This window comes from Pseudoalteromonas luteoviolacea (assembly GCF_000814765.1).
Lineage (GTDB): Bacteria > Pseudomonadota > Gammaproteobacteria > Enterobacterales > Alteromonadaceae > Pseudoalteromonas > Pseudoalteromonas luteoviolacea_H.
On the sequence record NZ_JWIC01000005.1, the window covers coordinates 148297 to 174123 of the forward strand.

The following is a 25827-nucleotide window of genomic DNA, read 5'->3' on the forward strand; positions in this document are numbered from 1 at the left end:
GCAGCCGTTGGCTAAGTTCCTGCAACGACTGCTGTAACCGAAGCGAAAGACTATGCAGACACTAACTCTTGCTCAAAATTGAACTCAAGCGCGTTCGCTTTCACAGTTACTTTTACATTACCGCCATCAACAAGTGAGCCGAATAAGATTTCATTCGCCAACGGCTTTTTGAGATTGTCTTGGATAATACGTGCCATCGGTCTCGCACCCATTGCTTTATCGTAGCCAATATCAGCAATCCAGTCTCTTGCCTCATTAGTAAGCTCTAAGTTAACCGACTTTTTATCTAATTGAGCTTGCAACTCAACAATGAACTTATCAACAACCTGAAGGATAACCTCTTTCTCTAAATGGTTGAACCAAATAATGTTATCAAGTCTGTTTCTAAATTCAGGCGTGAATACTTTATTAATTTCAATCATTGCATCATGAGAGTGGTCTTGCTGTTGGAAACCGATAGACTTTCTCACCGTCTCTTGCACACCTGCGTTTGTTGTCATAACAAATATAACATTACGGAAGTCTGCTTTACGCCCATTATTGTCAGTTAACGTACCATGATCCATTACTTGCAGTAAGATGTTATAAATATCAGGGTGCGCTTTTTCAATCTCATCCAGTAAAACAACAGCGTGAGGGTGTTTGATGACAGAGTCTGTTAACAAGCCGCCCTGCTCAAAACCAACATACCCTGGAGGGGCACCGATCAAACGGCTCACAGCATGGCGCTCAGAGTACTCAGACATATCGAAGCGAATGAACTCAATCCCCATACATTTAGCAAGCTGCTTAGTGACTTCCGTTTTACCAACACCTGTTGGTCCTGCAAATAAGAATGAACCGATAGGCTTTTCTTCATTGGCAAGGCCTGAGCGTGATAAACGAATTGCAGAAGTAAGCGCATCAATTGATTCATCCTGACCGAAAACCAACATTTTCAGGTTTCTATCGAGATTTTTAAGGACTTCTTTATCGCTTGACGACACATTTTGCTGAGGAATACGAGCAATTTTAGAAACAATTTGCTCTATATCGGATACGCCAATGGTTTTTTTGCGTCTAGACATTGGCAGTAAGCGTTGGTTTGCGCCCGCTTCATCAATAACATCAATTGCTTTATCTGGAAGGTGACGTTCATTGATATATTTGGCACTTAACTCAGCCGCCGCTTTTAATGCTTTTTGTGTGTAGCGGATACCGTGGTGCTCCTCATAACGGTCTTTAAGGCCGTATAAAATCTTCGCTGTATCTGCAACACTCGGTTCAACTACATCGATTTTTTGGAAACGACGGACTAAAGCTCTGTCTTTCTCAAATATATTCTTAAACTCTGAATACGTTGTAGAACCTAAACAACGAAGTTTGCCACTAGAAAGTAATGGCTTGATCAAATTTGACGCATCCATCACGCCACCTGACGCAGCACCAGCACCAATGATAGTATGGATTTCATCGATAAATAGAATCGCGTTTGGTTTTGCTTGAAGCTCTTTCAGAAGCGCTTTAAAACGCTTTTCAAAATCACCCCGATATTTTGTACCCGCTAGAAGTGCTCCCATATCTAATGAGTAAACAACAGCGTCCTCAATGACCTCTGGCACTTGATCATTAACAATACGATATGCCAAACCTTCCGCGATTGCTGTTTTACCAACCCCCGCTTCACCCACTAACAAAGGGTTATTCTTCTTACGACGGCAGAGTACTTGGATGGTTCTCTCTACTTCTTGGTCACGACCGACCAGCGGATCAATCTGCCCTGCTTTCGCTAGCACATTTAAATTTGCAGTAAAATTCTCTAACTTGGTTTTTTCTTCGCCTTGAACTTCTGCGCCTTCTTCATTGATGTCTTCATGCTCTTCTGGCTCAGGATCATCATCAGATTTCGAAATACCGTGGCTGATGAAGTTCACTATATCTAAGCGGCTGACATCCGCTTTTTTTAACAAATAGACGGCTTGGCTTTCTTGCTCTGAAAAAATTGCGACTAATACATTGACGCCGGTAACTTCATTTCTACCAGAAGATTGGACATGAAACACTGCTCTTTGTAAAACACGTTGAAAACCTAACGTGGGTTGAGTCTCCCTGTCTTCCTCTAGCTCAGGGATTATCGGCGTTGTTTCATCAATAAATTCCGACAAATCTTTTTTCAAGCTGTCGGTATCTACGCTACAAGCATTGAGCGCTTCACTTGCTGATGGGTTATCTATCAGTGCAAGTAATAAATGCTCCACCGTCATAAATTCATGACGACGAGTACGAGCTTCACGAAACGCGGTGTTAAGTGTAATTTCTAAATCTTTATTTAGCATTGGCAACCCCCAACGAGAATAAATAAGGTCATTCTTGCTCACAGCTACACAGGAGCGGATGCTCATGATCGCGAGCGTATCTGTTTACCTGCTCAGCCTTTGTATGAGCTATGTCTGCAGGATACATTCCACATACCGCTTTTCCCTCGTGATGTACTTTCAACATCACTTCAGTTGCTCTTTCGCTATCCATGTTGAAAAAAGTCGTTAACACTTCGATGACGAAATCCATCGGTGTATAATCATCATTGTTCAAAATCACTTTATATTTCTTAGGTGGTTGTAACTTTTGCTTCTCGAGGTCTTTAACCTCTTCCAACACACCCGAATCTTTTATCCCACTCATAATTAAATATAGTCTTGTCTTATATACTCAAGCAAACTTGAATTAAAAAATAAATAAAATGTTAAAAAACTGCACTAAAAAACTTGACTGTATGGTTATTTAAACTACATTCTAGTCCTAGTTGTTCATGATATGGACAGCTTAGCAAATTTCAAAGGTTAGATTAACTTAATTAGTCAACTTATAGAAGGATGTAGAAGTATGGCTTGCGGAAAAGTCAAATGGTTTAACAACGCCAAAGGGTTTGGTTTCATCGTAGAAGACGGCAGTGACGAAGATATCTTTGCACATTACTCGACGATTGTAATGGATGGATACAAGACGCTTAAAGCTGGTCAAGATGTAACATTCGAGCTACAGGAAGGGCCTAAGGGCTTACATGCTACTAATATTGCACCGAAAGTTGGTGAAATGGCATAGCGAATTCTAAGGCTCTACAAGCGGGCTACGAAAGTCGCTCGCTTCATCTCTTTTCTCCTCTAAACGCCCCTTGTAACATATTTTTCTATAACTTAAGTAAATTGCATTAGCAGCATTACGATTAGATTGGTACAATCCCTGCCGATGTCCAGGTCTGTTAGTTATTGCTATTACCTAACTTCAGTAGGAATAACTAACAAACTTGCTAATTACAAAGAGTTTAAGCTTTTTTTAAAGCTAATTTTTTTGCTATCCATTCGTCAAAATAACGTTGGGTAACATAAGTTAGCAAGATTTTGCTTATTGTTGAACGGTCGAAATTGGCCCAAAACTATCTAGGAATGATGATGACATCAAAAATTATTTATACAAAAACCGACGAAGCACCAGCTTTAGCAACATATTCTTTGTTGCCAGTAATTCAAGCTTATACTAAAGCAGCTGGTGTTGAAGTAGAAACAAGAGACATCTCTTTAGCTGGTCGTGTGATCGCTAACTTCCCTGAGTTTCTTACTGAAGAGCAAAGAATTGCAGATGCACTATCTGAGCTAGGCGAACTTGCTAAGACGCCTGAAGCAAATATCATCAAATTACCTAACATCAGTGCTTCAATCCCTCAACTTAAAGCAACTATCAAAGAGCTACAAGAAAAAGGCTACGCACTTCCTGATTACCCTGAAGAGCCAAAAGATGACAAAGAAGCTGCTATCAAAGCAACTTACGACAAAATCAAAGGCAGCGCAGTAAACCCAGTATTACGTGAAGGTAACTCTGACCGTCGTGCGCCTGGTTCTGTAAAAGCATATGCTCAGAAAAACCCACACTCAATGGGTGCATGGTCTGCTGACTCTCAGTCATACGTTGCGAGCATGAGCGAAGGCGATTTCTTCGGTTCAGAGCAATCTACAACTGTTGCTGAAGCAACGGACGTTCGTATCGAACATGTTGCAGCAGATGGTACTGTAAATGTACTTAAGCAAAGCACACCTTTACTTGCTGGCGAAATCATCGATGCGTCTCGCATGAGTGTTAACGCACTTCGTACTTTCTTAGCTGCTGAAGTAGAAGCTGCAAAAGAAAAAGGCGTTCTATTCTCGCTACACATGAAAGCAACCATGATGAAGGTGTCAGACCCAATCATCTTTGGTCACGCTGTTAAAGTCTTCTATAAAGAAGTATTCGAAAAGCATGGTGAGACTTTTGAACAGCTAGGTGTTGACGTTAACAACGGTATTGGTGACGTATATAACAAGCTTGCTAAATTAGATGACGCGAAGCGCGCTGAAATCGAAGCAGATCTTGCAGCGGTCTACGACGTTCGTCCAAGCATTGCAATGGTTGATTCAGATCGTGGCATCACAAACCTACACGTTCCAAGTGACGTAATCATCGACGCATCTATGCCAGCGGCTATCCGTACAAGCGGTCAAATGTGGAACGCTGAAGGTAAACAACAAGACACCAGTTTTGTTATTCCAGATCGTTGTTACTCAGGTGTATACCAGGCAACTATCGACTTCTGTAAAGAAAATGGTGCTTTTGATCCTCGTACTATGGGTACAATTCCTAACGTTGGTCTTATGGCTCAAAAAGCGGAAGAATACGGTTCACACGACAAAACATTCGAAGCACCTTCAAATGGTGTTATCCGTGTCGTTGACCAAGCAGGTAACGTACTACTTCAACACGATGTTGAGCAAGGCGATATCTGGCGTATGTGTCAGGTTAAAGACGCACCAATCAAAGATTGGGTTAAACTAGCTGTTAACCGTTCACGTGCATCTAACACACCGGCAGTATTCTGGTTAAACGAAGCGCGTGCACACGACGCTGAGCTTATCAAAAAAGTAAATGCATATTTACCAGAGCACGACACAGACGGTCTTGATATCCGCATTCTTGCACCTGTTGAAGCGACTAAGTTCTCACTAGCTCGCATGAAAGACAGCCAAGACACTATTTCAGTAACAGGTAACGTATTACGTGACTATCTAACTGACTTATTCCCAATTTTAGAGCTTGGTACAAGTGCGAAAATGCTATCTATCGTTCCCCTAATGAACGGTGGTGGTCTATTCGAAACTGGTGCAGGTGGTTCAGCGCCTAAGCACGTTCAACAGTTCGAAAAAGAAAACCACTTACGTTGGGACTCTTTAGGTGAATTCTTAGCGCTTGCGGCGTCTCTTGAGCACCTAAGCCAAGTAACAAACAACCCTAAAGCACAAGTACTTGCAGATACGCTAGATGCGGCAACGGGTAAATTCCTAGACGAGAACAAATCACCATCTCGTAAAGTGAATGAACTAGATAACCGTGGTAGCCATTTCTACCTATCTCTATACTGGGCACAAGCGCTAGCTGCACAAGACACTGACGCTGAGCTTAAAGCTAAGTTTGAAGCAGTTGCTAAGCAACTAACTGAAAACGAAGCTGCTATCGTTGCAGAGCTAAACGACGTTCAAGGTCAAGCTATGGATGTAGAAGGTTACTTCCAGCCAAATGACGAGAAAGCGTTTGCTGCAATGCGTCCAAGTAAATTATTTAACGATGCATTAAACCTAATCGCATAAGTTAAATTCAAGCTTTAAAAGGCAGCCATGCGCTGCCTTTTTTCGTTTTCATGCTGAAGTATGGCGAGACTTTTGTTAGTATGCGCCCATTCATATTACCTCTTTGTAAGCTATGACATACAAAAACAGTCAGCGCCCTAACGCTGCTCGGAACAAGCCAAATAACATCTCACGACGACCATCACGAGGCGCTAAAAAGCCGCCAGTAAAACCTGAGGATGTCAAAATAGTCTTGTTCAATAAACCATTCGATGTTCTCTGCCAATTTACGGATGATCAACATCGTAAAACACTTGCTGATTATATAGATGTTAAATCTGTATATGCCGCGGGCCGCCTTGATCGTGATAGTGAAGGTCTATTGCTACTCACAAACTGTGGCAAGCTGCAACACAAACTGACTGAACCCAAAAAGAACACCAATAAAACATACTGGGTTCAGGTAGAGGGCACACCGGATGAGCAGGCGTTGGACCAGCTTAGAAAAGGCGTTGAGCTTAAAGATGGCTTGACTAAACCTGCACACATTGAAGTAATAGAAGAGCCAAATGTTTGGCCACGCACGCCACCTATCAGGGAGCGTAAAAATATTCCTACAACTTGGTTGAGCATTACCATTTCTGAAGGACGCAACCGACAAGTTCGTCGTATGACTGCACACATAGGCCACCCAACACTGAGATTAATCCGATACAGTATTGGTAAATATACCCTCAATGGTCTAAATAACGGACAGTATAAGGTTTTACAGCCAAATAAAGTCTAGAGTGTGTCTTTTGAGGGTAGCCAAATGCATGCTATACTCACGACCTTTCAAATATTACATATAGATGTACAGCGATATTATGAGCGATAACAGTAACATTAAAGTCATTGTCGGCATGTCTGGCGGCGTAGATTCTTCAGTTTCAGCTTACCTTCTAAAAGAACAAGGCTATCAAGTAGAAGGCTTGTTTATGAAAAACTGGGAAGAAGACGATAACGATGAATACTGTGCTGCTGCTGAAGATCTAAAAGATGCACAAGCGGTCTGTGAAAAGCTTGGCATTGAATTACACACAGTCAATTTTGCAGCTGAATACTGGGATAACGTATTTGAATACTTCTTGGAAGAATACCGTGCTGGTCGTACGCCTAATCCAGATATTATGTGTAACAAAGAAATTAAATTCAAAGCATTTTTAGAGTTTGCTGCCGAAGCATTAGGTGCCGACTACATCGCCACCGGGCACTACGTTCGCAGAGAGGAACGTGACGGAAAGTTTGCCATGCTAAGAGGCTTAGACAATAACAAAGACCAAAGTTATTTCTTATACACACTCAGTCATGAACACGTTGCACAAACCCTGTTCCCAGTGGGTGAAATCGAAAAGCCTGAAGTACGCAGAATTGCAGAAGAGCAAGGCCTAATTACACACAACAAAAAAGACAGCACAGGTATTTGCTTTATTGGTGAACGCAAGTTCAAAGATTTCTTACAAAAATTCTTACCAGCCCAGCCAGGTATTATTGAAGATGCGGAAGGAAACCAAGTCGGTGAACATGAAGGCTTGATGTACCACACCCTTGGCCAAAGAAAAGGCCTACTTATTGGCGGAATGAAAGAAGGCTCTGGTGAACCTTGGTATGTAGTAGATAAAGATGTAGAGCGCAATGTACTTGTTGTTGGACAAGGTAAAGATCACCCTCGCCTTTACAGTAATGGCCTGAATGCAAACCAACTTCATTGGGTAGATCGTGCAGGTCCACAAGGCACGACTCGCTGCACAGTGAAAACACGTTACAGACAAGAAGATATCCCTTGTACTTTATTAGTTGGTAAAGACGGCATGGCGCGTGTTTTATTTGATGAGCCACAAAAAGCCGTAACGCCTGGTCAATCTGCTGTTTTTTATTCCGATGATGCTTGCTTAGGTGGTGGTATCATTGAGTCGGTGATTAAATAATGCAATCTAAAGCCGTTATTCCACTCGCTGCTATTTGCCAAATAGCAAAGCTTGTTCAAAAATGTGCTCGCTATGGCACCTTCAATGAAAACGAAGTGCATACGTTTTTGCAGAGCATATTAAATACCGCGCCTCAAAATCCAGAAGATGTCTATGATGATCACTTTGCCCTTAAAGGTGGTTATCAATCCCTAGTTGCTCAACTTTCAAGTGACGGTGAAAAAGACGTTGAGATAGTAAAATACGTCGGCAGCCTATTACAATTAGAAAGAGCCTTATCATCTAATGATGCTGTTTTCTCAGAACTAGCAAAACGTATTGAGCAAGTAGAAAGGCAAACATTACATTTCAATGTCTATGACGAACAAGTTCTAGGCGCACTTGCTGATATCTACACCCAAGTTATCAGCCCTGCAGGTCCAAAGATCCAAGTTTTTGGTAAACCAGATTTATTACAGCAAACCCATGTTCAACATAAGATACGTGCTTTGCTGTTAGCAGGTATTAGAAGTGCCGTGTTGTGGCGACAGTTAGGCGGCAAACGCCGTCACTTCTTTTTCTCTAAAAAGAAGATTATCCACACAGCACAACAATTTATTTAAAATATCGTTCAAAAAACCAATTAGTTAGGAGAAATTATGGAGCTTTCAGCGTTAACCGCTATCTCTCCAGTGGATGGTCGCTATGGTAGCAAAACCAAAGAACTGAGAAGCATCTTCAGTGAGTTCGGTCTGATCAAATACCGTGTTACTGTAGAAGTTCGTTGGTTACAAGCTTTAGCAAAAGCTGACGCAATCAAAGAAGTACCTGCTTTCAGTGACGAAGCGAATGCGCTACTTGACGACATCGTGGCAAACTTCAGCGAAGAAGATGCACAGCGTGTTAAAGACATCGAGCGTACTACAAACCATGATGTTAAAGCAGTTGAATATTTGCTTAAAGAGAAAGTTGCGGATAATGCAGAGCTACAAGCTGTAAATGAGTTCATTCACTTCGCTTGTACATCTGAAGACATCAATAACCTATCTCATGGTTTAATGCTTAGCGAAGCACGTGATCAAGTATTACTTCCTTACTGTGATAACCTGCTTAATGCCATCAAAGATAAGGCAATTGAGTATAAGTCAGTACCAATGATGACACGTACTCACGGTCAGCCTGCATCACCTTCTACTATGGGTAAAGAGTTTGCTAACGTTTATGTTCGCCTACAGCGTCAACGCGAGCAAATTGCAAATGTATCACTATTAGGAAAAATCAACGGTGCTGTAGGTAACTACAATGCACACCTTAGTGCTTACCCTGAATATGACTGGCATGCACACGCTGAGTCATTTGTAACAAGCCTTGGCCTAACTTGGAATGCTTTCACAACTCAGATCGAGCCGCATGACTATATTGCTGAGCTGTTTGATGCGATTGCACGTTTCAACACAATTCTATTAGACTTTGACCGTGATGTTTGGGGCTACATTGCACTAAACCACTTCAAGCAAAAAACAATTGCTGGCGAAATCGGCTCATCAACAATGCCGCACAAAGTAAACCCAATTGACTTCGAAAACTCTGAAGGTAACTTAGGCCTAGCAAATGCCATTTTTGCTCACCTTGCGCAAAAACTACCTGTATCTCGCTGGCAGCGTGACCTTACTGACTCAACAGTACTTCGTAACCTAGGTGTTGGTATGGGTTACACTCTGATTGCATATCAAGCAACACTTAAAGGTATTAGCAAGCTAGAAGTCAATGCCGATCGCCTACTTGCAGAGCTTGACGATAACTGGGAGCTGCTTGCAGAGCCAATTCAAACAGTTATGCGTAAATATGGCATCGAAAAGCCATATGAAAAGCTTAAAGAATTAACGCGTGGTAAGCGTGTTAATCAAGAGATCATGGCAGAGTTCATCGACGGCCTAGATTTACCTGATGCAGTTAAAGCTGAGATGAAGCTGATGACTCCGGCTAATTACATTGGTCGTGCAGAAGCATTTATCGACGAATTAAACTAATCTAAATTATTAGATTTTATTAAGCGAAAGGATAAGCAAATAGCTTGTTACTTTCGCTTTTTTTATGGAGAAAATATGTACCAGCTGTCTATTAACAATATGAGCCCAGAAACCTTTTTAAAAGAGTATTGGCAAAAAAAACCTCTGCTCATCAAAGGAGGTTTTAAAGATTTTCAAGACCCTCTGTCAGCGGAGGAACTTGCAGGCTTAGCAATGGAAGACAGCATAGAGTCTCGATTAATCACGAATCATGATGAAAATTGGTTAGCCCACCATGGTCCATTTGAAAATTTTGATAAGTTAACTGAAACCAACAGTACCCTACTCGTTCAAGCTGTTGATCATTGGCATCCACCAGCTGCCGAATTACTTGAACCATTTCGTTTTATTCCCAACTGGCGCATCGATGATTTAATGATCAGTTATTCAACCCCTAAAGGTGGCGTTGGACCTCACTTAGACCAGTATGATGTATTCATTATTCAAGGTGAAGGTAAAAGACACTGGCGTGTTGGTATGCCAGATGCGAATTTGAAACAGTTCACAAAAGACAAGGCGCTACTGCAAGTTGAACAATTTGAAGCCATAATTGATGAAGTCCTTGAGCCGGGTGATATTCTCTACATTCCACCAGGTTGCCCTCACGAAGGCTATGCCGTTGAAAATGCACTCAACTACTCTGTTGGGTTTAGAGCACCTGACCAAAAAGACCTGATCAGTAGTTTTGCTGACCACATTATTGACGAAGAAGCGGGAAAAAGCCGCTACAGTGATGCCGACCTCAACACAAGACCATCAATTGGTGAAATTAATTTAGATGACAAGCTCAAAATCCAGGCTATGTTAACCGGATTAATTGAGAATGACACATTATATAGCCAATGGCTAGGTACCTACTTAAGTCAACCCAAGCACGATATGGACTTAGCGCCCCTTGATGATGCATTAGTCGCAGAGTTTCTAGAAGATGAAGTTGAGCCACACGATACAGTAATTCGTTCTGGTGGAGTGAGAGCAATTTATCAAGTCGCCGACACGTACATATTGTTGAGCGTGAATGGGGAAAATTACACACTGCCCAAAAGTACTCTGGAACAGGTAAAATTGTTAACAGATAGTACAACTTTTTCTTTTGAACAGGTAAAACCAGCGTTAATTAGCTTGGAATTCAAACAAACGTTAACTACGCTTATTAATGACGGGCTATTTTACATTGAAGCTTGGTCTTAATGCCTGACTGACAGGGCCAACCGAACAAAAATGAGGTGCCAAATTCGTGGCACCTCAAAATAATAATAAGGGTTGAATTTTCCCTTATTCGTCAGGACGTGTTCTATGATTTTTCGCAAAGAGGTAATCATGATTTATCACGTCGACAAAGTGAGTTGGAAACAAACTCAGGGACAGCTGCGCCAAATTCGTGAAAGAGTGTTCGTTTGTGAATTGCACTTACCAAAACAAGTAGAGTTCGATCAACATGACAAAACAGCTGATCATGTGCTAATACGTGATGAAAACGACCAAGCTGTGGGCACCGGTCGGCTATGCAGTGACGGGTTAATCAGCCGTATTGCAATAATTAAAGATCATCGAAACAGACAAGCCTATCAATCATTAATCGGTTATCTAGCAGATCTTGCTCAACAGAAAGGTCTAGAAGACGTTTTTGTTCAGTGTATTTTAGATGAAGTACCCACGTTTATAAAATCGGGATTTAGCAAACAAGGTGCCGTATTTATGGAAGCAGGGATCCCAAGGCAGCGCCTCAAATGCCCTGCTTCAATGATAAACTCGGAGCCATTTACGATGCTACATTAGCCCACAATTTATCATTGTCGTAAATAGCATAGATATCATGCGCCTTGTTAACAAGCAAGTTTGCAAAATTAATCTGTGTTTGATCTTTTATGCCTGATGACATAATGCCGTCGGCCTTTAATTGCCACTGAAATGATAGGTGTCTTAGTACATCCCTTGCACTGTTAGCCACTTTCACCTCTACTGCATCGGTTGGTACTTGCCCGGAAATAGCCCAGTAGCCCTTTCCTTTTTGGTCTTCAAGCCGCCAAATTGCAAGTGCTGGCGGCAAAATACGGCATTCTTTTTCAATTACTTTGTTTGTGATGATGCCTTTTTCTGCAAGGTAGCGTTGAGCTACGTGTAGTTGTTCTCGTTGCCACGATTGGAGTGATTTCTGCTGCTGCGAATTTGACATAATTAAACCTGCTTACTTCTTTATTTTAAACTGTCTTAAACTTTACCCACACTCTATTAATTTCATTAACTCGTTGCAACAAAGAAATGGCAAAGCGCAGAGACAAATTAAAATTTGCACAATAATCATACTTTACTAGGCTAAAAATAACTCAGCTGAAGAATAAGTAACATGTTTTTGTTTGTAGCTTACATTGCACCGATATTAATATTGGTGATTGGATTACTTTTTGTAGAGTCTCTGCTAACCACACTCCTTTTAGCTGGGATGTCAGCTATCGCGCTAGTATGTCAAAACATCGGCCTTAAACAGACTAAACCTGAAGAGCAAATTGAGCCTGAGCTGTCTAAAACAGTCAACACCCAAGAACAAAAAGAAGATTTAGCATGTTTAGAGCAACTGAGCAGTGTCATCATTCCTCAACTGATCGCGCAAGTATCCAGTGCGCGAGAACAAACCAAAAGCTCAATCGTGAATATGTCCGGAGAGTTCTCTCAACTGGTTGGAAACATTTCAGATACTTTGGACAGAACAACAAGTGATGGTAGCAACACCCTGCAAGGTGTATCTGAGTCGAGCCGAGAAAAACTCAACGATGTACTCGCTTATATTGAGCAAACCAATGACTCCCAAGCTCAAATGACAGTAACGATTAAAGATTTAGTAGACAAAAGTAACGAATTGCAAACGATGTCGGTTGATGTGTCTAAAATTGCCGAACAGACTAATTTATTGGCACTAAACGCATCTATTGAAGCCGCTCGTGCAGGTGAAAACGGCAGAGGCTTTGCGGTTGTTGCTGACGAAGTCAGGTCATTAGCTAACTCTAGCGGTGAAACAGGCGTACGCATCGGACAGCTTATTGAGAGCATTGCAAACGCCATGCGTACTTCAATGGATATGATGAACAGTGAATTAGAAAACAAGCAAGCCCTCACTGAGAAATATCGAACTGAAATAAATAATGTCGTAGATGAATGGCTTGATTTATCTCAACAAGTCGAAGCGCAAGCCTCTGAGCTACACGCTTCTAATATAGAGATACGGGAAAAAATTTCACACATTATGGTCGATTTACAGTTTCAAGATCGAGTCGACCAGATACAGGATAGCGTGACAATCGCTTTGCACATCATGACCGAAGAGATTGACCAATTTATTCTGAATCGCAGGAAATGCCAAACAGCTAAATTTAATCACCAAAGGATCAGTAACGAACTGAAGAAAACCGCAGCAACCAACGAGCAACGTAGCATCTTATCAAAAGATGGCGATGACGATACGGTTGATGATTTAACTTTCTTATGAGGCCATTATGAGTAAAACCATATTAGTAGTAGATGATTCTGACTCACTCAGACAAGTCGTCAATATCGCCTTAACAGGCGCAGGCTTTAATGTCGTGGAAGCTAGAGATGGGAAAGATGCGCTAACCAAGCTCAATGGTAACAAAATACATCTGATAATCAGTGATGTAAATATGCCAAATATGAATGGTATTGAGTTTGTTAAGCAAGCTAAACAGCTTCCCCAATATAAGTTTACTCCCGTAATAATGTTAACCACAGAAAATCAGCAAAGCATGATGGAAGAAGGAAAGAAAGCTGGTGCAAAAGCATGGATGGTTAAACCATTTAAGCCTGCACAAATGCTACAAGCAGTATCAAAACTATTAATGATGTAGAGAGCACATATGTCAGAGTGTTTTAAATTTCCTTCTGAACTAACGATTTACGAAGTTCAAGAAACGTTCAATGAAATTAAGTCTTATATTTCGGACAAAGAGAGTGTTTCATTTGATTTTAGCGATACCACAGAAGTGGACTCTGCTGGTTTACAGCTCATTATTTGGGTTGTTTATCACAGTCAAAAAATTGGACTAAAAATCGATGCTATCTCTACAAATGAACTCATTGAAAAACGGTGTAAAAAGTTGGGTGTTGGTATGTCAGCACCTCAAAATGACTAAGGGGTAGTCATGTCTATCGATTTGTCGTCTGCTATAGCCACTTTTGTAACTGAATCAAAAGAACTGTTACAAGAAATGGAGAACGGGCTTTTAGATTTAGAATCTGAATCCTCTGAAGAGCATACCAGCGAAATTATTAATGCGCTGTTTAGGGCCATTCACACGATAAAGGGCAGCGCCGGCATATTCGATTTTGAGCACGTTGTTACGCTCACCCATATCGCAGAGACTTTGTTAGAAAGCGCTCGCAACGGCGAATTACAATTAGATAAAGACCTGATTTCACTGTATCTAGAAACAAGAGATGCCACTGAAATACTGATCACACTTGCGGCAGCTGAGACAGAGCCCGATCAAGATTTATTAAATAAGGTTAATCATCTCGTCGGGTGCTTCTCAAAATACATTGATGCGGAGTCCAGTAACCCTGATGAAGGCATTTCAGCCGCAAAGGCCTCTGGAAACTTATTGGACAATCAGCGCTGGATTGTGTTTTTTGTACCAAACGAAAATGTTTTAAGAAACGGACTCGATCCCTACTCTTTCATACATTATTTAGATTCTGAAACACAAGATCTCAAAGTAAGCACTTGGTTTGATGCTATGTTTGGACCACAGCAGTTTGATCCAGAATCCAACTACCTTTCGTTTATTCTTTCATTTAATACGGACAAAACTGAAGAAGAAATTAAAGACGTGTTCGAATTTATTCTCGGAGAGGCACATGTTGCTATATTGCCCCCTCACGGGGATGCAGACGTTTTAAAATCGAGCATTCAGAAATACCAAGACATTGATTTTGTCACCAACGCACTTAAACAGGCTGATCCTGCACTGGCAGATATTATCGAACTGTTAAGCCAAAAAAAGGAAACTACCAATACGGAGCTAGCTGGCACTAGCCCAAATCCTCCCACTGCGGCAAACACCTCAAAGATACATAAAAGCAAAACATTACGTGTTGAAGCCCTAAAATTAGACAGGCTAATTGATCAAGTTGGCGAAATGGTGATTACTGGAGCCAGAACTAATTTGCTTGCCCATGAAACAGGCAACGAAACATTAATAGAAGCAATGGCTCTCCTTGAACGACTGGTTGAGAATATTCGCGACAGCTCTTTAAAACTGCGAATGGTTCAAATAGGTGAAACATTTAATAAATTCAAACGGGTCGTCAGGGACATCGCTGATGAGCTAGGTAAACAGGTCGACTTGACTATCATTGGTGCTGAGACTGAGCTTGATAAAACCTTTGTTGAAAAAGTCAGTGACCCGCTCATGCACATAGTCAGAAATGCCATTGATCATGGTATAGAAGACCCAGAAACTAGACGAGCACAAGGTAAGCCAGAGCAAGGGCAATTAACACTCAAGGCCTATCATGACTCAGGCTCCATCGTCATTGAGGTCAGTGACGATGGTAAAGGCTTAGACCAAGAGCGAATTTTGAAGCGTGCTGTAGATAGAGGCTTGGTGAGTGCTAATCAAACACTACAAGAAAAAGACATCAACCTACTTATTTTCGAGCCTGGATTTTCAACAGCTGAATCAATCACGAATATTTCTGGTCGTGGTGTCGGTATGGATGTCGTTAAACGAAACATTGACAGCTTAAGAGGCAGTGTTGAGGTTGAAAGTTTGCCAGGGCAAGGCTCTACCATATTAATTAGACTCCCTCTTACCCTGTCAATCATAGATGGCTTCATGTTTGAGGTGCACAAAGAAAATTACGTGATCCCTTTAGATACCGTTGTGGAGTGCTTAGAGCTACATGAAGTCGTTTCTGAACAAGATATACAAGACAAGAGCTATATCAATTTAAGAACCGAAGTACTGCCATTTATTCGGCTTAGAACCTTATTTGGCATTGAAGAACAAATCGACCATACCAGAGAGTCATTGGTAATTGTGCAGTTTGGTACATTACGGGCAGGTTTGGTTGTCGACTCACTCAAAGGTGAGTTTCAAACAGTAGTAAAACCACTAGGAAGGTTGTTCGAAGGACTCAAATGTATTAGCGGTGCGACGATTTTAGGAAGCGGAAATGTAGCCATTATTTTAGATGTTTCTGCCCTGATAAAGTCTGCAATTTCAGTATATGAGGCGTTAGAGAAAAAGCATTAGGTAATTCCGGAGAGCTAACATGTTTAAGAACTTTACCATTCGCAACAAAATCATACTTGCGATGTTTACCATGGGCGTATTGCTATTAGTCATAGCAATGTCTGTTCAACTTAAAAATGGAGAGATTGAAGAATTTGCGGTGGACGTCGGTAAAGTAGACATACCTGAAACTATCTACGCCTTAAACATGCTAGACGAATTAGGAGATATGAATAGCAATGTGCTGGAATACATCGCTGGCGAATCCGATGAAAGCGAAGACTTTAGGTCAAATTATAACGAATTTATTCGTTATCTTGAGGACTTAAAACAGTTAGGCACAGTCAACAATTCTTTGCTGCGCCAGCTAGAAGAGTTAGTAAGCCGCTACGCCAATGAGAATCAAGAGCTGATTTTTGATCGTTTCGATCCACTCTTAGAAGCCAAAGCCATTGATAAATATGATTACCTAAATAAAGAATTTGCGATCCCCCTTGAGCAACTACTTGACACGTTAAAAGAAGAAGAAGTTGCAGATGCGGGCAGCAGTGGTGACTTTAATGAGGTGGTGAATGACGACCTCCCTGGTGTTAGATATTACTTAGAGCTGATCGACGAGCAAGGCGATATGATGAGCTCCATGAATGCGTATATGCGTGGCGCGCTCGGCGCAGACGCCGCTTTTGAGAAAGATGCCAGAACCTTCACAGGCTTTCTGGCAGATCTCAAGCCATTAGAAAGAAAGCCTTCTGAAATCAAAGCGCTTAGCGAAGTCGAACGTATGTATATGGAGCTATATAATGGTGGTAAAGAAATTTTCGCCATGTACGACCCTCGTGACAAAATCAAAGCGTCCAGTGATGTTGACCGCCTAGAGCACGAGGTGTTCAACAAAATTGAAGACCTTTTAGAAGAAATCTCCAATGAGGCAATAAAAGAAGGTGATGAGTCTCTCGATGCCTTGGTCACCGCAGCAAGAGAAAGTATCTCTTTGGTCTGGGCATTACTGGTCGTTGCCATTGTTTTAGCTACCGCAACGGCTGCTTTCCTTATCCGTGGTATCGTTATTCCAATCAATGCCCTCGCAGAAGCAGCAGAAGATTTACGCTCTGGTGAAGGCGATTTGACCAGACGTATACCTGATTTTGGCAATGATGAAATTGGAGAAACCGCACGAAGTTTCAATGGGTTTATAGAACGCTTACAGAATATTCTTCTCGATATTCAAGAGTCGGTTGAGTCTATTGCGCACAGCACCAACGAAGTTGGTACGACTTCAAGAATGCTCAGCTCCACTTCAAATCAACTTGCGGCAAGCGTAGAGGAAACCTCTGCGTCCTTAGAGCAAATGAGCTCTTCAATTTCAATGAACACTGAGAACTCTAAAGTCACCAATGACATCGCTAAACAATCAAGTAGCGAGGCCAATGATGGTGGACGCGCTGTAAAAGATACCGTCAAAGCCATGACGCAAATCGCCGAAAAAATTGGCATAATTGAAGACATTGCATACAAAACCAATTTATTGGCTTTAAACGCAGCCATTGAAGCGGCCAGAGCGGGTGAACACGGTAAAGGCTTTGCCGTGGTTGCAGATGAGGTTAGAAAATTAGCGGAACGCTCTCAAGTTGCAGCACAAGACATAAGCACCCTTGCCGATAACAGTGTGAAGATAGCCCAGCACGCTGGTGGTATGTTAGACAGAATGGTGCCAAACATTGGTAAAACCGCAGATCTAGTTCAAGAAATTACCGCAGCGTCTACCGAGCAAAGTACCAGTGTTGCCGAGATAAACAGAACAGTATCGCAGCTGGATGAAATTGCACAGCAAAATGCGTCTGCGTCTGAAGAATTAGCCTCAACCGCTAAAATGGTTCAAGACCAAACCAGCGACATTCGTTCAACCGTGAACTACTTTAAACTCAGCAATGATAGGCAAATGATCAAGTTGAGACGCTCAGTACAAGAGTCGAAATCTTCAAGCTCAATGCCAGAAGAAGGCTATACGCCATTTGATGAGTAAATGTTATGACTGATCATACAACCCAAAATAGTTTAGTCGACAAAGATAAGTATTTGGCGTTTGAGCTCAATCACGCGTCTTACTCCATCAATATTTCGTTAGTAAAAGAAATTATGGAGTATATTGAGGTGGATCCTATCCCGATGGCGCCAGAGTTCATCATTGGAGCCATTAACTTACGTGGTGAGGTGATCCCCGTTTTTGACTTATCTTTGCGACTGGCAAAGCAGCCACAAGAGATCACCAATAGAACTTGTATTATCATCGCGGAATGTCAATTTAACGCCCAAGAAATTACCATTGGACTCAAAGTCGACATGGTTACTAAAGTGTTAGATATATCAGGCGCAGACATAGATAGCGTGCCAAGTATTGGCGGGCAATTTCACAGCCGTTTCGTACTGGGACTCGCCAAGTTGCCAGACAAACTTATGACTATTTTGGACATCTCAAAAATACTCACTTTAGACGACATCAAGTTAATAGAAGATCTCAATAATGCTGAGTTAAGTGACAGTGAATCAGCTGAAGAAACTTGTGAGGACAGTCCGATACTTGAAAGTGCGACTGATGAAATATCAGATGAGGTAAATCATGAATGATAGTCACCAAGAGATTGCCCACATTCAACAAAAAGGTGAATTGCGCTATTTATTTGTCAAAGTTGGTCATGACCACTTTGGGATCCCAATTGAATCGGTTAAAGAAGTCATTGAGCTCGTGGACACCACCATGGTGCCTATGTGCTCGGATGTAATTCGAGGAGTAATTAACGTGCGCGGTAGCGTCATACCCGTATTGGACTTGCAAAGTCGGCTAGGCTTAAAGTCCACAACACCCTACGATAAGTATAGCTGCATTGTGTTATATGAATTTTTTGACCAATCACTAGAAGAGTCAATGACGCTTGGCATGTTAGTGAATAGCGTTGTATCCATCGAGTTTATCGATTTAAATAAACTTGAATCATCCCCCTCTTTTGGGTCTAACATACCAAGACACTTTGAGTGGAAAATGGCAAAAATTAATAACAAACTCACAACGTTACTAGATATAAAAAGAGTACTTAATGTGAATGAAATAAACTCCTCATTAAAGCATGAACAAGAGCAATTTTTTATAGATTACTGTCAAAGGTAACTATGGCCTATGGCGATCAGTAAGCTCGAGTTTAATCAATTAAATAGAGTGCTTGATGAACACACTGGGATACGGCTAAATTCATCAAAATCGGATATTATGGCCAGTCGACTTAGCTCTCGCTTAAGAGCGACTAAATGTACGACACATAATAAATATTATCAGCTGATCACTAGTCCAGATGGGAGAAAAGAGCTTGATATCTTCATCGATAAGATGACAACGCACGAAACATATTTTTTTCGAGAACAAGCTCAGTTTGAATTTTTATATCAATACTTTAGAGGAAAAAACAGTCGCCAAGTTCATATTAAAGCATGGAGTGCGGCGTCATCCACAGGCGAGGAAGCCTACTCTATCGCGATGGTGCTCGATGACTTATTTTACGGCCGAAACTGGTCTGTGACTGGCACGGATATTTCTCCGACAGCGGTCGAAATGGCAAAAGAAGCCTGTTTTGCTATGTCTACATCGCAGAAAATACCTAAAAAATACCGCCGAGCGTACTGCCTTAAAGGCGTTGACCACAATGAGGGCACATTCACGGTCAACAAAGCCATCAAAAACCACTGCACTTTCTATGTTGATAACTTGCTGAGACTAAAAAATGTAGACTATTCTTTTGATATCATATTTTTACGGAATGTCTTGATTTACTTCGATGAAATCAAACAAAAAGCCATTATCGACAACATAATACATCGATTAAACCATGGCGGGTTGTTATTTTTAGGGCACTCTGAGTCTCTCCGCAAGAAACGCCCTGGACTGGAATTAATTCAACCCTGTATCTATAAAAAGGTTAGGTTATGATTAGCGTGTTTATCGTCGACGACTCTGCGGTAATGCGGCAACTCGTGGGTGAAATAATCAAGCATGACAGAGAGCTTAAACTAATTGGTTCAGCACCCGATCCTTTATTGGCTGAACGAAAAATGAAACTCTGTTGGCCAGATGTCATATTATTAGATGTAGAAATGCCAAAAATGGATGGCATTACGTTTCTCAAAAAAATCATGCAAGAAAAACCAACCCCTGTGATCATGTGCTCCGCTCTCACCCAAAAACATACTGAAACCGCTATGGAAGCGCTTGCCTCTGGCGCTGTTGACGTGATCGCGAAGCCTACTCAAGGCCTAACTGATTTCTTAAATAACCAAGGCATTACTCAAATCGTTGATGCCATAAAAGCAGCCGGAAAGGCCAAAGTTAAGCCCATGCGTTACCTGTCTGAGGAGTCAATTAGGCACAATCATACGGTTGACGAAGTGTTACCAGCCACATCACCTAATGAGCTCAAACCTCCTATAACGCACGACAAGGTGATTGCCGTAGGCGCATCAACGGGTGGCACCGAAGCGCTCACAGGGTTTTTATCTCTCCTACCGCCTGATACTCCGCCCATAGTCATCGTTCAACACATGCCCAGCAAGTTCACGCATGCGTTTGCTCAACGATTAAATACGATCACTCGTCACACGGTAGTTGAAGGCGAAAATGCAATGCGACTTAAAGCTGGTTATGTGTATATCGCACCCGGTGGTAAGCACATGTTGGTAAAACGTCAAGGTAGCGACTACTATTTAGAAGTACGGGATGGCCCGTTGGTAAGTCGACATCGCCCCTCTGTAGATGTGTTATTTAGATCTGTCGCGCAGTCTGTTGGCCGCAACGCCATTGGCGTCATTCTGACAGGTATGGGTGATGACGGTGCATCAGGTATGTTAGATATGAAACAAGCAGGTGCCATTAATTTTGCCGAAAGTGAAGCAAGTTGTGTTGTTTTTGGTATGCCAAAAGAGGCGATTGCAAGAGGCGCGGTAGATAAAGTCTTTTCGCTCAGTAATATCCCGTATCAAATTTTAAAAGTGTTAAGGTGTTAGCTATGCAAAAAAGCCTGTTAGAACTGCTAAGTATCATCTACGTTGCCTATGAACCGGACGGTACCATTACAGGAATTTCTGATAAAGCCAGTAATTTAATAACACTGAATGTGGGTGATAATATTGTCAACTGCCCTACTTTGAAATTTTTTGATGAAGACTTTAATGACTTAGACGCAAAAAAGGTGCTTTTTGAATCTTGTTTTGATCAGCTCGAACTTGGCGTAAGTGTCGATAACAGCAATGTACATTGGGTCAGGTTCAGTTACACAAGAAAGAATGAGCTTACCTTTGTTAAAGTCGACTTAATTGAAGAGCTAGTCGCGATTAGACGCTTAAATAAACAACTGGCAATCAGAGATCCGCATACAGGCTTATTATACCGAGAAGCCTTTATTGCGAAAGTTCAGGAGCTGGATACACCTGGAGTTATGTGCTGTATTCGAATCTGTAATTATCAGCGAATATCTGAGGTGTGGAATATTGGCGTCGCAAACTTAGTTTTTATGGAAGTGCTTTCACGCTTTCAAGGGGAATATGAACAAGGGGTATTTTCCAAACATTCATCCGATTGCTTCTGTGTATTTATTCCTAATTCATCCCCTATCAATATTGAAGCCCTATATAACCACCTTAACGAACCTTTTGAATTTAACGACAGTAGTTTCTACAGTAACGTCGCTTTGGGTTACTACAAAGAATTGGGTAAAGACGATCATGAACTGAGCCTCAACAAAGCTGAGATGGCTACTTTTGATGTATTATCAGAGAAGCTGAGACTCGTCGAATTTCAAGAAGGGTTAGCGCGGCAGATTGAGCGACAGAACAAAATAGAAACCGCTCTACGAGATGCTTTGCACAATGAAAACTCTAACAATACGTTCAGCGTCGTATTGCAACCATTGCATGATACTAAAACAGAGTGTTTAATCGGCGCTGAGTGTTTAATGAGGTGGACGCTGGATGGCCAGCCGGTCTCACCTGTAGAATTTATACCGATTGTTGAGAGTACTGGTGACATCAACAAACTTACCATGTTTACCCTTTCACAGATAAAAGAAGCAAAAGATAAGCTCAGAAGTGAAGGCATTGAGCCAAAAAACTATATGTTTGCCATTAATATCAGTGTGGTGGAGATATTAGACGTTAACTTTGAAAGCAAATTACTCAATGCGTTGTCTGAATACAAAATAGACCCGCGTTGTATCAAACTTGAGCTCACAGAATCAGCCCTGATAGACAACTTTTCATACGTCAATGAAGTGTTGGTTTCATTGCAAAGCAAAGGCTTTCTTATTTCAATCGATGACTTTGGTACGGGCTTTTCCAGCTTAAGCTACCTCTGTAAGTTACACTTCGATGAAATAAAAATAGACCGCTCGTTTGTTACGAATGTGGTTAAAGATGGCAAGTTGCAGTCGGTCTTTAACTCGATTGTTTCACTGGCAAAAAATCTAGATAAACCCTTGGTTGCAGAAGGTGTCGAAGATATGGAGCAAATGATTTATGCAAAAGCAAAAGGCGTGCAATATGTTCAGGGGTACTACTATAGTAAACCGCTGCCAATTGACGCCTTTGTTGAGTATGTTTTAGAAGACAAATCTAGTTATCTTCATTTTGAAAGCTAGTTACTCCAACAAATTACCCACCTCCAAGCACACGTGCGGGCTCAACTTTAGTAGCCTGCCATGCTGGATAGATACTAGAAATAACTGAAATAAAGACCGTTGCCAACAAGACAATCACAATGTCCGTGAAATCTAATTTACTCGGCAAAAACTCGATAAAGTACACCCCCTGCAATGGGTTACTTCCATCTATAGAGGTCCAAAGCATAAACAGCTCTGAGATATTGAGCGCGATCAGTGTGCCAACAAGCAAACCACAAAACGCCCCTACCAAAGCATAACTTAGCCCTTGTGCGGCAAATGTCATAAAAATAGTACTATCGCGTGTCCCCATGGTTTTTAAAATGGCGATGTCAGCTTGCTTTTCTTTTACTTCCATCACCATTGAAGAAATAATGTTAAAACTTGCAACTGCGATGATTAAAAACACAACTAAATAAACGATGGTTCTAACCATTTGAATATCTTGATACAAACTGCCCTGTGTTCTAAACCAGCTCTGTACATAAACTAGGTCAGGCAATGCACGTCCTGCACTCATAGCAATTTGATGCGCATTGAATACATCATCCACTGATAACCTTAGCCCTGTAACCGTTTTTCTGTCCAGCGACAAGGCTTGCTGTACCTTTGCCAAACTCACGATCGCTAAATGTTTATCAACTTCCCCGCCCATTGAGATAAGTCCTGCTACCTTAAATGACACACGCTTTGGTGCCGCTAACGCATTCTTAGCGTGTTGATTAGCAATCAGCACAGTGACTTTGTCACCTAGGCTCACGCCTAATTGAGTTGCAATCCCTTTACCGAGCACAATCTCATTCTCATCTAAACGCTCAAGTTTAAGGGGATTGATATAGCGGTGAATACTAGAAACCTGATTATGCTTGCTTGGCTCAATCGCTTTTAGCTGCGCAGCTTTCAATTTGCCTTTGTACTGCACCATGCCCGTAACGTTTATCTCTGGCGTTGCGCTTACCACACCCAGCTGATTTTCAAGCAACTCAACCTTTGTAGGCCAATCCTGAATCGGCTCATAAGGTGCTTGATAGCTGACATGAGGAACCACAGAAAGTAAGCGCTCTTTAAGTTGCTGTTCAAAACCATTAATGACTGACAAAGCAACAATCAGAACCGTTACGCCCAAAAAGACGCCAATGGTTGATGCTTTACTCAAAAAACCAATAAAACCACTTTGATGTTTGGTTTCTCGTAATCGTTTGCTTAAAAACAGACTAAGCATGCGAGCGACCACCGTCTTTTTGATATTCAACGAGTACGCCATCATCCAGTTGCACAACACGTCCCAACTTCTCAGCCAATTCAAGGTCATGCGTCACAATAACAAAACTGGTATCAAACTCTTTATTTAACTCGTTTAATAACTCATAAATTTTAAGTGCATTGTGCTTGTCCAAATTTCCAGTTGGTTCATCGGCAAGCACCAACGACGGTTTTGTAACAAGCGCCCTTGCTATTGCAACACGCTGTCTTTCCCCACCAGAGAGCTCCGATGGGCGGTGATCAACTCGGTGACCAAGCCCCACTTTATCAAGCATTTGCGCAGCTTCGGTTTTAGCGTCTTGTTTTGACTTACCACCAATTAAAAGTGGCATCGCAACATTTTCTAGCGCACTAAAGTCCATTAATAAATGATGAAACTGGTAAATAAACCCCATATGTTGATTTCTAAAGTCAGCTTGCTTGGCCCGTGATAATGTCTGCACGTCAGTGCCTTTAATTTTCAATGTGCCTTCTGTCGCTGAATCGAGAGTGCCCAAAATATGTAGCAACGTGCTTTTACCCGAGCCTGAACTACCGACAATAGAGAGCGTTTCCCCTTGTTCTAAAGATAAGTTCACTCCTTTGAGTACGGACACTTGGTTACCTGCCTCATGGTATGATTTATTGAGTGCTTGGCATTGGATCACGGGATCATTCATATCTTAAAACCTCGGCAGGCATCACTTTAGCTGCTTTTTGCGCAGGATAAAGTGTGGCTAAAAAACTTAATAACAAACTGGTAAAAATTATAAAAGATAGACTCATACTATCGAATTTAACGGGTAGTTCCATGCCACCTAATAGTGACAAACCAACGAGGTTTAACACCTCATTGATGTTTGCAGCCAGCAAAAGGCCACATACGGCGCCAATAAGAGTACCTACAAGACCGTTATAAAGACCTTGAATCATAAATACTTGCGCTATTTTATTTGGTGTAAACCCTAAAGTTTGTAATATGGCGACTTCACCTTGCTTCTCACTCACCATCATTGAAAGCGCAGATATGATATTAAAAACAGCAACCACAACAATCAGCGCGAGTAATAAAGACATCACTCGTTTTTCCATGGCAACAGCTGCAAATAGTGCCCCTTGCTGCACTTGCCAGTCTTGATAGCTAAACTCAGACAACAGCTGCTTATTTTTAGACTTAAAATCTGCTACAGAAAAAGCATCGTCTAACGTCAAGCTGACATCATATTTACCTGGTTGCTTTTTCAATAACTTCATGAGACTTGCGCCATCGGAAAACGCCAATGTTGTATCCGCTTCGCTTCGAGAGTTATAAATAGCAGCCACAGAAAACAGTCTCTGTTTTGGCACTCGACCCAACGGGGTATAACTGGTTATATCAGGGAAAATAACGCGAATTTTATCACCGATGCTCACATCTAACTTATTCGCCAAAAATCGGCTAATGGCTAGTTGATAGCGCTTATCATGCATTGCTTTTACACTACCAGATTCAATATGCGGATTAATTGCCGTTGGATGACCAGAAAACGAGCCTTGTAATCTGACACCAACAAGTTCTTTATTGGTTTGCAATATGACATCAGATGTGACGTAGGGTGAAGCCCGTTTCACTCCAGGCAATACCGATAGAGTATTTAAACTGGCTGCTGGTTGATGATTATCTTTTTCAGAAAGCTGTACATGCGGAATGAGATCAAGCATGGCGTTTTTTAAGCTTTGTTCAAAGCCATTCATAACCGAATTCACTGTTATTAATGACATTAATCCAAGCGCTATGCCCGCTATCGAGAAAAATGAGATAAAAGAAACAAACGCATTTCCCTTGGAAGAACGACTGTATCTAAGCCCAACAAAAAGGCTAACCGATTGAAACATATTAAAATTTATTTCTTTAATTTCTTCTAATTGAGTAATGCTAACACAGATGAGATCAACTGGTCACACCTTGATGTGTAAAAATTTTTTAATTATCCGCTACTTAATGTCTCAATTTGGTG

24 protein-coding genes are annotated in these 25827 nt (G+C 41.5%); 18 read left to right on the forward strand and 6 right to left on the reverse strand.

Annotated elements, in window-relative coordinates; all coding sequences use genetic code 11:
• Window positions 1-50 precede the first annotated feature (50 nt).
• Both clpA and clpS read right to left on the reverse strand, forming a co-directional pair.
• Window positions 51-2315, reverse strand: coding sequence for an ATP-dependent Clp protease ATP-binding subunit ClpA (gene clpA / locus JF50_RS08235; protein ID WP_039608986.1), 2265 nt, complete (start codon window positions 2313-2315; stop codon window positions 51-53).
• Window positions 2316-2343: 28 nt separating this feature from the next.
• Complete coding sequence (gene clpS, locus JF50_RS08240; RefSeq protein WP_039608987.1) at window positions 2344-2661, reverse strand: ATP-dependent Clp protease adapter ClpS; 318 nt, start codon at window positions 2659-2661, stop codon at window positions 2344-2346.
• Window positions 2662-2862: 201 nt separating this feature from the next.
• On the opposite strand from clpS, the gene cspD reads away from it, so the two are divergent.
• The 8 genes from cspD to JF50_RS08280 all read left to right on the forward strand — a co-directional run bounded on the left by cspD (window position 2863) and on the right by JF50_RS08280 (window position 11424).
• Window positions 2863-3081 carry a cold shock domain-containing protein CspD gene (gene cspD, locus JF50_RS08245; protein ID WP_023401678.1) on the forward strand — a complete coding sequence of 73 codons (219 nt, stop codon included), beginning with the start codon at window positions 2863-2865 and terminating at the stop codon, window positions 3079-3081.
• Between the two features lie 347 nt (window positions 3082-3428).
• Complete coding sequence (locus JF50_RS08250) at window positions 3429-5651, forward strand: NADP-dependent isocitrate dehydrogenase (RefSeq protein WP_039608988.1); 2223 nt, start codon at window positions 3429-3431, stop codon at window positions 5649-5651.
• A 112-nt stretch (window positions 5652-5763) separates the two neighbouring features.
• Window positions 5764-6417 (forward strand): pseudouridine synthase, encoded by a 654-nt coding sequence (locus JF50_RS08255; RefSeq protein WP_039608989.1) that lies wholly within the window; start codon window positions 5764-5766, stop codon window positions 6415-6417.
• A 79-nt stretch (window positions 6418-6496) separates the two neighbouring features.
• Complete coding sequence (mnmA, locus tag JF50_RS08260; protein ID WP_039608990.1) at window positions 6497-7597, forward strand: tRNA 2-thiouridine(34) synthase MnmA; 1101 nt, start codon at window positions 6497-6499, stop codon at window positions 7595-7597.
• On the forward strand, window positions 7597-8199 hold the full coding sequence (hflD, locus tag JF50_RS08265; RefSeq protein ID WP_039608991.1) for a high frequency lysogenization protein HflD: 603 nt from the start codon (window positions 7597-7599) through the stop codon (window positions 8197-8199). The genes mnmA and hflD overlap by 1 nt, the downstream gene beginning before the upstream one ends.
• Before the next feature lie 36 nt (window positions 8200-8235).
• The gene (gene purB / locus JF50_RS08270) at window positions 8236-9606 is read left to right on the forward strand and encodes an adenylosuccinate lyase (protein WP_039608992.1); all 1371 of its coding nucleotides are present in this window, start codon (window positions 8236-8238) and stop codon (window positions 9604-9606) included.
• Between the two features lie 75 nt (window positions 9607-9681).
• Window positions 9682-10836 carry a cupin domain-containing protein gene (locus JF50_RS08275; protein ID WP_039608993.1) on the forward strand — a complete coding sequence of 385 codons (1155 nt, stop codon included), beginning with the start codon at window positions 9682-9684 and terminating at the stop codon, window positions 10834-10836.
• Window positions 10837-10965: 129 nt separating this feature from the next.
• Entirely contained in the window at window positions 10966-11424 is a 459-nt protein-coding gene (locus JF50_RS08280) for a GNAT family N-acetyltransferase (protein WP_039608994.1), read from the forward strand.
• On the opposite strand, the gene JF50_RS08285 is transcribed toward JF50_RS08280, so the two are convergent.
• Window positions 11408-11821 carry a DUF4826 family protein gene (locus JF50_RS08285; RefSeq protein WP_039608995.1) on the reverse strand — a complete coding sequence of 138 codons (414 nt, stop codon included), beginning with the start codon at window positions 11819-11821 and terminating at the stop codon, window positions 11408-11410. The genes JF50_RS08280 and JF50_RS08285 overlap by 17 nt on opposite strands.
• A 171-nt stretch (window positions 11822-11992) precedes the next feature.
• On the opposite strand from JF50_RS08285, the gene JF50_RS08290 reads away from it, so the two are divergent.
• The 10 genes from JF50_RS08290 to JF50_RS08335 are packed head-to-tail and all read left to right on the forward strand — an operon-like array spanning window position 11993 to window position 22567.
• Window positions 11993-13129, forward strand: a complete 1137-nt coding sequence (locus JF50_RS08290; RefSeq protein WP_039608996.1) for a methyl-accepting chemotaxis protein — start codon at window positions 11993-11995, stop codon at window positions 13127-13129.
• A gap of 7 nt (window positions 13130-13136) precedes the next feature.
• Complete coding sequence (locus JF50_RS08295) at window positions 13137-13505, forward strand: response regulator (protein WP_039608997.1); 369 nt, start codon at window positions 13137-13139, stop codon at window positions 13503-13505.
• A 9-nt stretch (window positions 13506-13514) separates the two neighbouring features.
• Window positions 13515-13790 carry an STAS domain-containing protein gene (locus JF50_RS08300; protein WP_039608998.1) on the forward strand — a complete coding sequence of 92 codons (276 nt, stop codon included), beginning with the start codon at window positions 13515-13517 and terminating at the stop codon, window positions 13788-13790.
• A 9-nt stretch (window positions 13791-13799) separates the two neighbouring features.
• Window positions 13800-15914: a chemotaxis protein CheA gene (locus JF50_RS08305; RefSeq protein WP_039608999.1), complete on the forward strand. Its 2115-nt coding sequence runs from the start codon at window positions 13800-13802 to the stop codon at window positions 15912-15914.
• 19 nt (window positions 15915-15933) lie between these two features.
• Window positions 15934-17916 carry a methyl-accepting chemotaxis protein gene (locus tag JF50_RS08310; protein ID WP_052262190.1) on the forward strand — a complete coding sequence of 661 codons (1983 nt, stop codon included), beginning with the start codon at window positions 15934-15936 and terminating at the stop codon, window positions 17914-17916.
• Between the two features lie 5 nt (window positions 17917-17921).
• On the forward strand, window positions 17922-18518 hold the full coding sequence (locus JF50_RS08315) for a chemotaxis protein CheW (protein WP_080760166.1): 597 nt from the start codon (window positions 17922-17924) through the stop codon (window positions 18516-18518).
• Window positions 18511-19056: a chemotaxis protein CheW gene (locus JF50_RS08320; protein ID WP_039609000.1), complete on the forward strand. Its 546-nt coding sequence runs from the start codon at window positions 18511-18513 to the stop codon at window positions 19054-19056. Before JF50_RS08315 ends, JF50_RS08320 begins: the two co-directional genes overlap by 8 nt.
• Before the next feature lie 9 nt (window positions 19057-19065).
• Window positions 19066-19869 carry a CheR family methyltransferase gene (locus JF50_RS08325; RefSeq protein ID WP_039609001.1) on the forward strand — a complete coding sequence of 268 codons (804 nt, stop codon included), beginning with the start codon at window positions 19066-19068 and terminating at the stop codon, window positions 19867-19869.
• Window positions 19866-20939, forward strand: coding sequence for a protein-glutamate methylesterase/protein-glutamine glutaminase (locus tag JF50_RS08330; protein WP_039609002.1), 1074 nt, complete (start codon window positions 19866-19868; stop codon window positions 20937-20939). The genes JF50_RS08325 and JF50_RS08330 overlap by 4 nt, the downstream gene beginning before the upstream one ends.
• Before the next feature lie 2 nt (window positions 20940-20941).
• Window positions 20942-22567 (forward strand): bifunctional diguanylate cyclase/phosphodiesterase, encoded by a 1626-nt coding sequence (locus JF50_RS08335; protein WP_039609003.1) that lies wholly within the window; start codon window positions 20942-20944, stop codon window positions 22565-22567.
• A gap of 13 nt (window positions 22568-22580) precedes the next feature.
• Here JF50_RS08335 and JF50_RS08340 read toward each other — a convergent pair whose 3' ends face one another.
• Genes JF50_RS08340 through JF50_RS08350 form a run of 3 tightly spaced genes read right to left on the reverse strand, consistent with a single transcriptional unit; the run spans window position 22581 to window position 25705 of the window.
• Window positions 22581-23810 carry a lipoprotein-releasing ABC transporter permease subunit gene (locus JF50_RS08340; protein ID WP_039609004.1) on the reverse strand — a complete coding sequence of 410 codons (1230 nt, stop codon included), beginning with the start codon at window positions 23808-23810 and terminating at the stop codon, window positions 22581-22583.
• On the reverse strand, window positions 23803-24510 hold the full coding sequence (gene lolD / locus JF50_RS08345; RefSeq protein ID WP_039609005.1) for a lipoprotein-releasing ABC transporter ATP-binding protein LolD: 708 nt from the start codon (window positions 24508-24510) through the stop codon (window positions 23803-23805). The genes JF50_RS08340 and lolD overlap by 8 nt, the downstream gene beginning before the upstream one ends.
• Window positions 24503-25705: a lipoprotein-releasing ABC transporter permease subunit gene (locus JF50_RS08350; RefSeq protein WP_039609006.1), complete on the reverse strand. Its 1203-nt coding sequence runs from the start codon at window positions 25703-25705 to the stop codon at window positions 24503-24505. Before JF50_RS08350 ends, lolD begins: the two co-directional genes overlap by 8 nt.
• Window positions 25706-25827 lie beyond the last annotated feature (122 nt).

Excerpts from the sequence above, each read along its gene's own strand:
- JF50_RS08250 (WP_039608988.1), top strand. The coding sequence starts at position 3,429 with ATGACATCAAAAATTATTTATACAAAAACCGACGAAGCACCAGCTTTA.
- JF50_RS08335 (WP_039609003.1), top strand. The coding sequence starts at position 20,942 with ATGCAAAAAAGCCTGTTAGAACTGCTAAGTATCATCTACGTTGCCTAT.
- JF50_RS08310 (WP_052262190.1), top strand. The coding sequence starts at position 15,934 with ATGTTTAAGAACTTTACCATTCGCAACAAAATCATACTTGCGATGTTT.
- hflD (WP_039608991.1), top strand. The coding sequence starts at position 7,597 with ATGCAATCTAAAGCCGTTATTCCACTCGCTGCTATTTGCCAAATAGCA.
- JF50_RS08255 (WP_039608989.1), top strand. The coding sequence starts at position 5,764 with ATGACATACAAAAACAGTCAGCGCCCTAACGCTGCTCGGAACAAGCCA.
- JF50_RS08300 (WP_039608998.1), top strand. The coding sequence starts at position 13,515 with ATGTCAGAGTGTTTTAAATTTCCTTCTGAACTAACGATTTACGAAGTT.
- lolD (WP_039609005.1), bottom strand. The coding sequence starts at position 24,510 with ATGAATGATCCCGTGATCCAATGCCAAGCACTCAATAAATCATACCAT.
- JF50_RS08340 (WP_039609004.1), bottom strand. The coding sequence starts at position 23,810 with ATGCTTAGTCTGTTTTTAAGCAAACGATTACGAGAAACCAAACATCAA.
- clpS (WP_039608987.1), bottom strand. The coding sequence starts at position 2,661 with ATGAGTGGGATAAAAGATTCGGGTGTGTTGGAAGAGGTTAAAGACCTC.
- JF50_RS08325 (WP_039609001.1), top strand. The coding sequence starts at position 19,066 with ATGGCGATCAGTAAGCTCGAGTTTAATCAATTAAATAGAGTGCTTGAT.
- JF50_RS08295 (WP_039608997.1), top strand. The coding sequence starts at position 13,137 with ATGAGTAAAACCATATTAGTAGTAGATGATTCTGACTCACTCAGACAA.
- JF50_RS08280 (WP_039608994.1), top strand. The coding sequence starts at position 10,966 with ATGATTTATCACGTCGACAAAGTGAGTTGGAAACAAACTCAGGGACAG.
- JF50_RS08290 (WP_039608996.1), top strand. The coding sequence starts at position 11,993 with ATGTTTTTGTTTGTAGCTTACATTGCACCGATATTAATATTGGTGATT.
- JF50_RS08275 (WP_039608993.1), top strand. The coding sequence starts at position 9,682 with ATGTACCAGCTGTCTATTAACAATATGAGCCCAGAAACCTTTTTAAAA.
- cspD (WP_023401678.1), top strand. The coding sequence starts at position 2,863 with ATGGCTTGCGGAAAAGTCAAATGGTTTAACAACGCCAAAGGGTTTGGT.
- JF50_RS08285 (WP_039608995.1), bottom strand. The coding sequence starts at position 11,821 with ATGTCAAATTCGCAGCAGCAGAAATCACTCCAATCGTGGCAACGAGAA.
- mnmA (WP_039608990.1), top strand. The coding sequence starts at position 6,497 with ATGAGCGATAACAGTAACATTAAAGTCATTGTCGGCATGTCTGGCGGC.
- JF50_RS08305 (WP_039608999.1), top strand. The coding sequence starts at position 13,800 with ATGTCTATCGATTTGTCGTCTGCTATAGCCACTTTTGTAACTGAATCA.
- JF50_RS08350 (WP_039609006.1), bottom strand. The coding sequence starts at position 25,705 with ATGTTTCAATCGGTTAGCCTTTTTGTTGGGCTTAGATACAGTCGTTCT.
- JF50_RS08330 (WP_039609002.1), top strand. The coding sequence starts at position 19,866 with ATGATTAGCGTGTTTATCGTCGACGACTCTGCGGTAATGCGGCAACTC.
- JF50_RS08315 (WP_080760166.1), top strand. The coding sequence starts at position 17,922 with ATGACTGATCATACAACCCAAAATAGTTTAGTCGACAAAGATAAGTAT.
- clpA (WP_039608986.1), bottom strand. The coding sequence starts at position 2,315 with ATGCTAAATAAAGATTTAGAAATTACACTTAACACCGCGTTTCGTGAA.
- JF50_RS08320 (WP_039609000.1), top strand. The coding sequence starts at position 18,511 with ATGAATGATAGTCACCAAGAGATTGCCCACATTCAACAAAAAGGTGAA.
- purB (WP_039608992.1), top strand. The coding sequence starts at position 8,236 with ATGGAGCTTTCAGCGTTAACCGCTATCTCTCCAGTGGATGGTCGCTAT.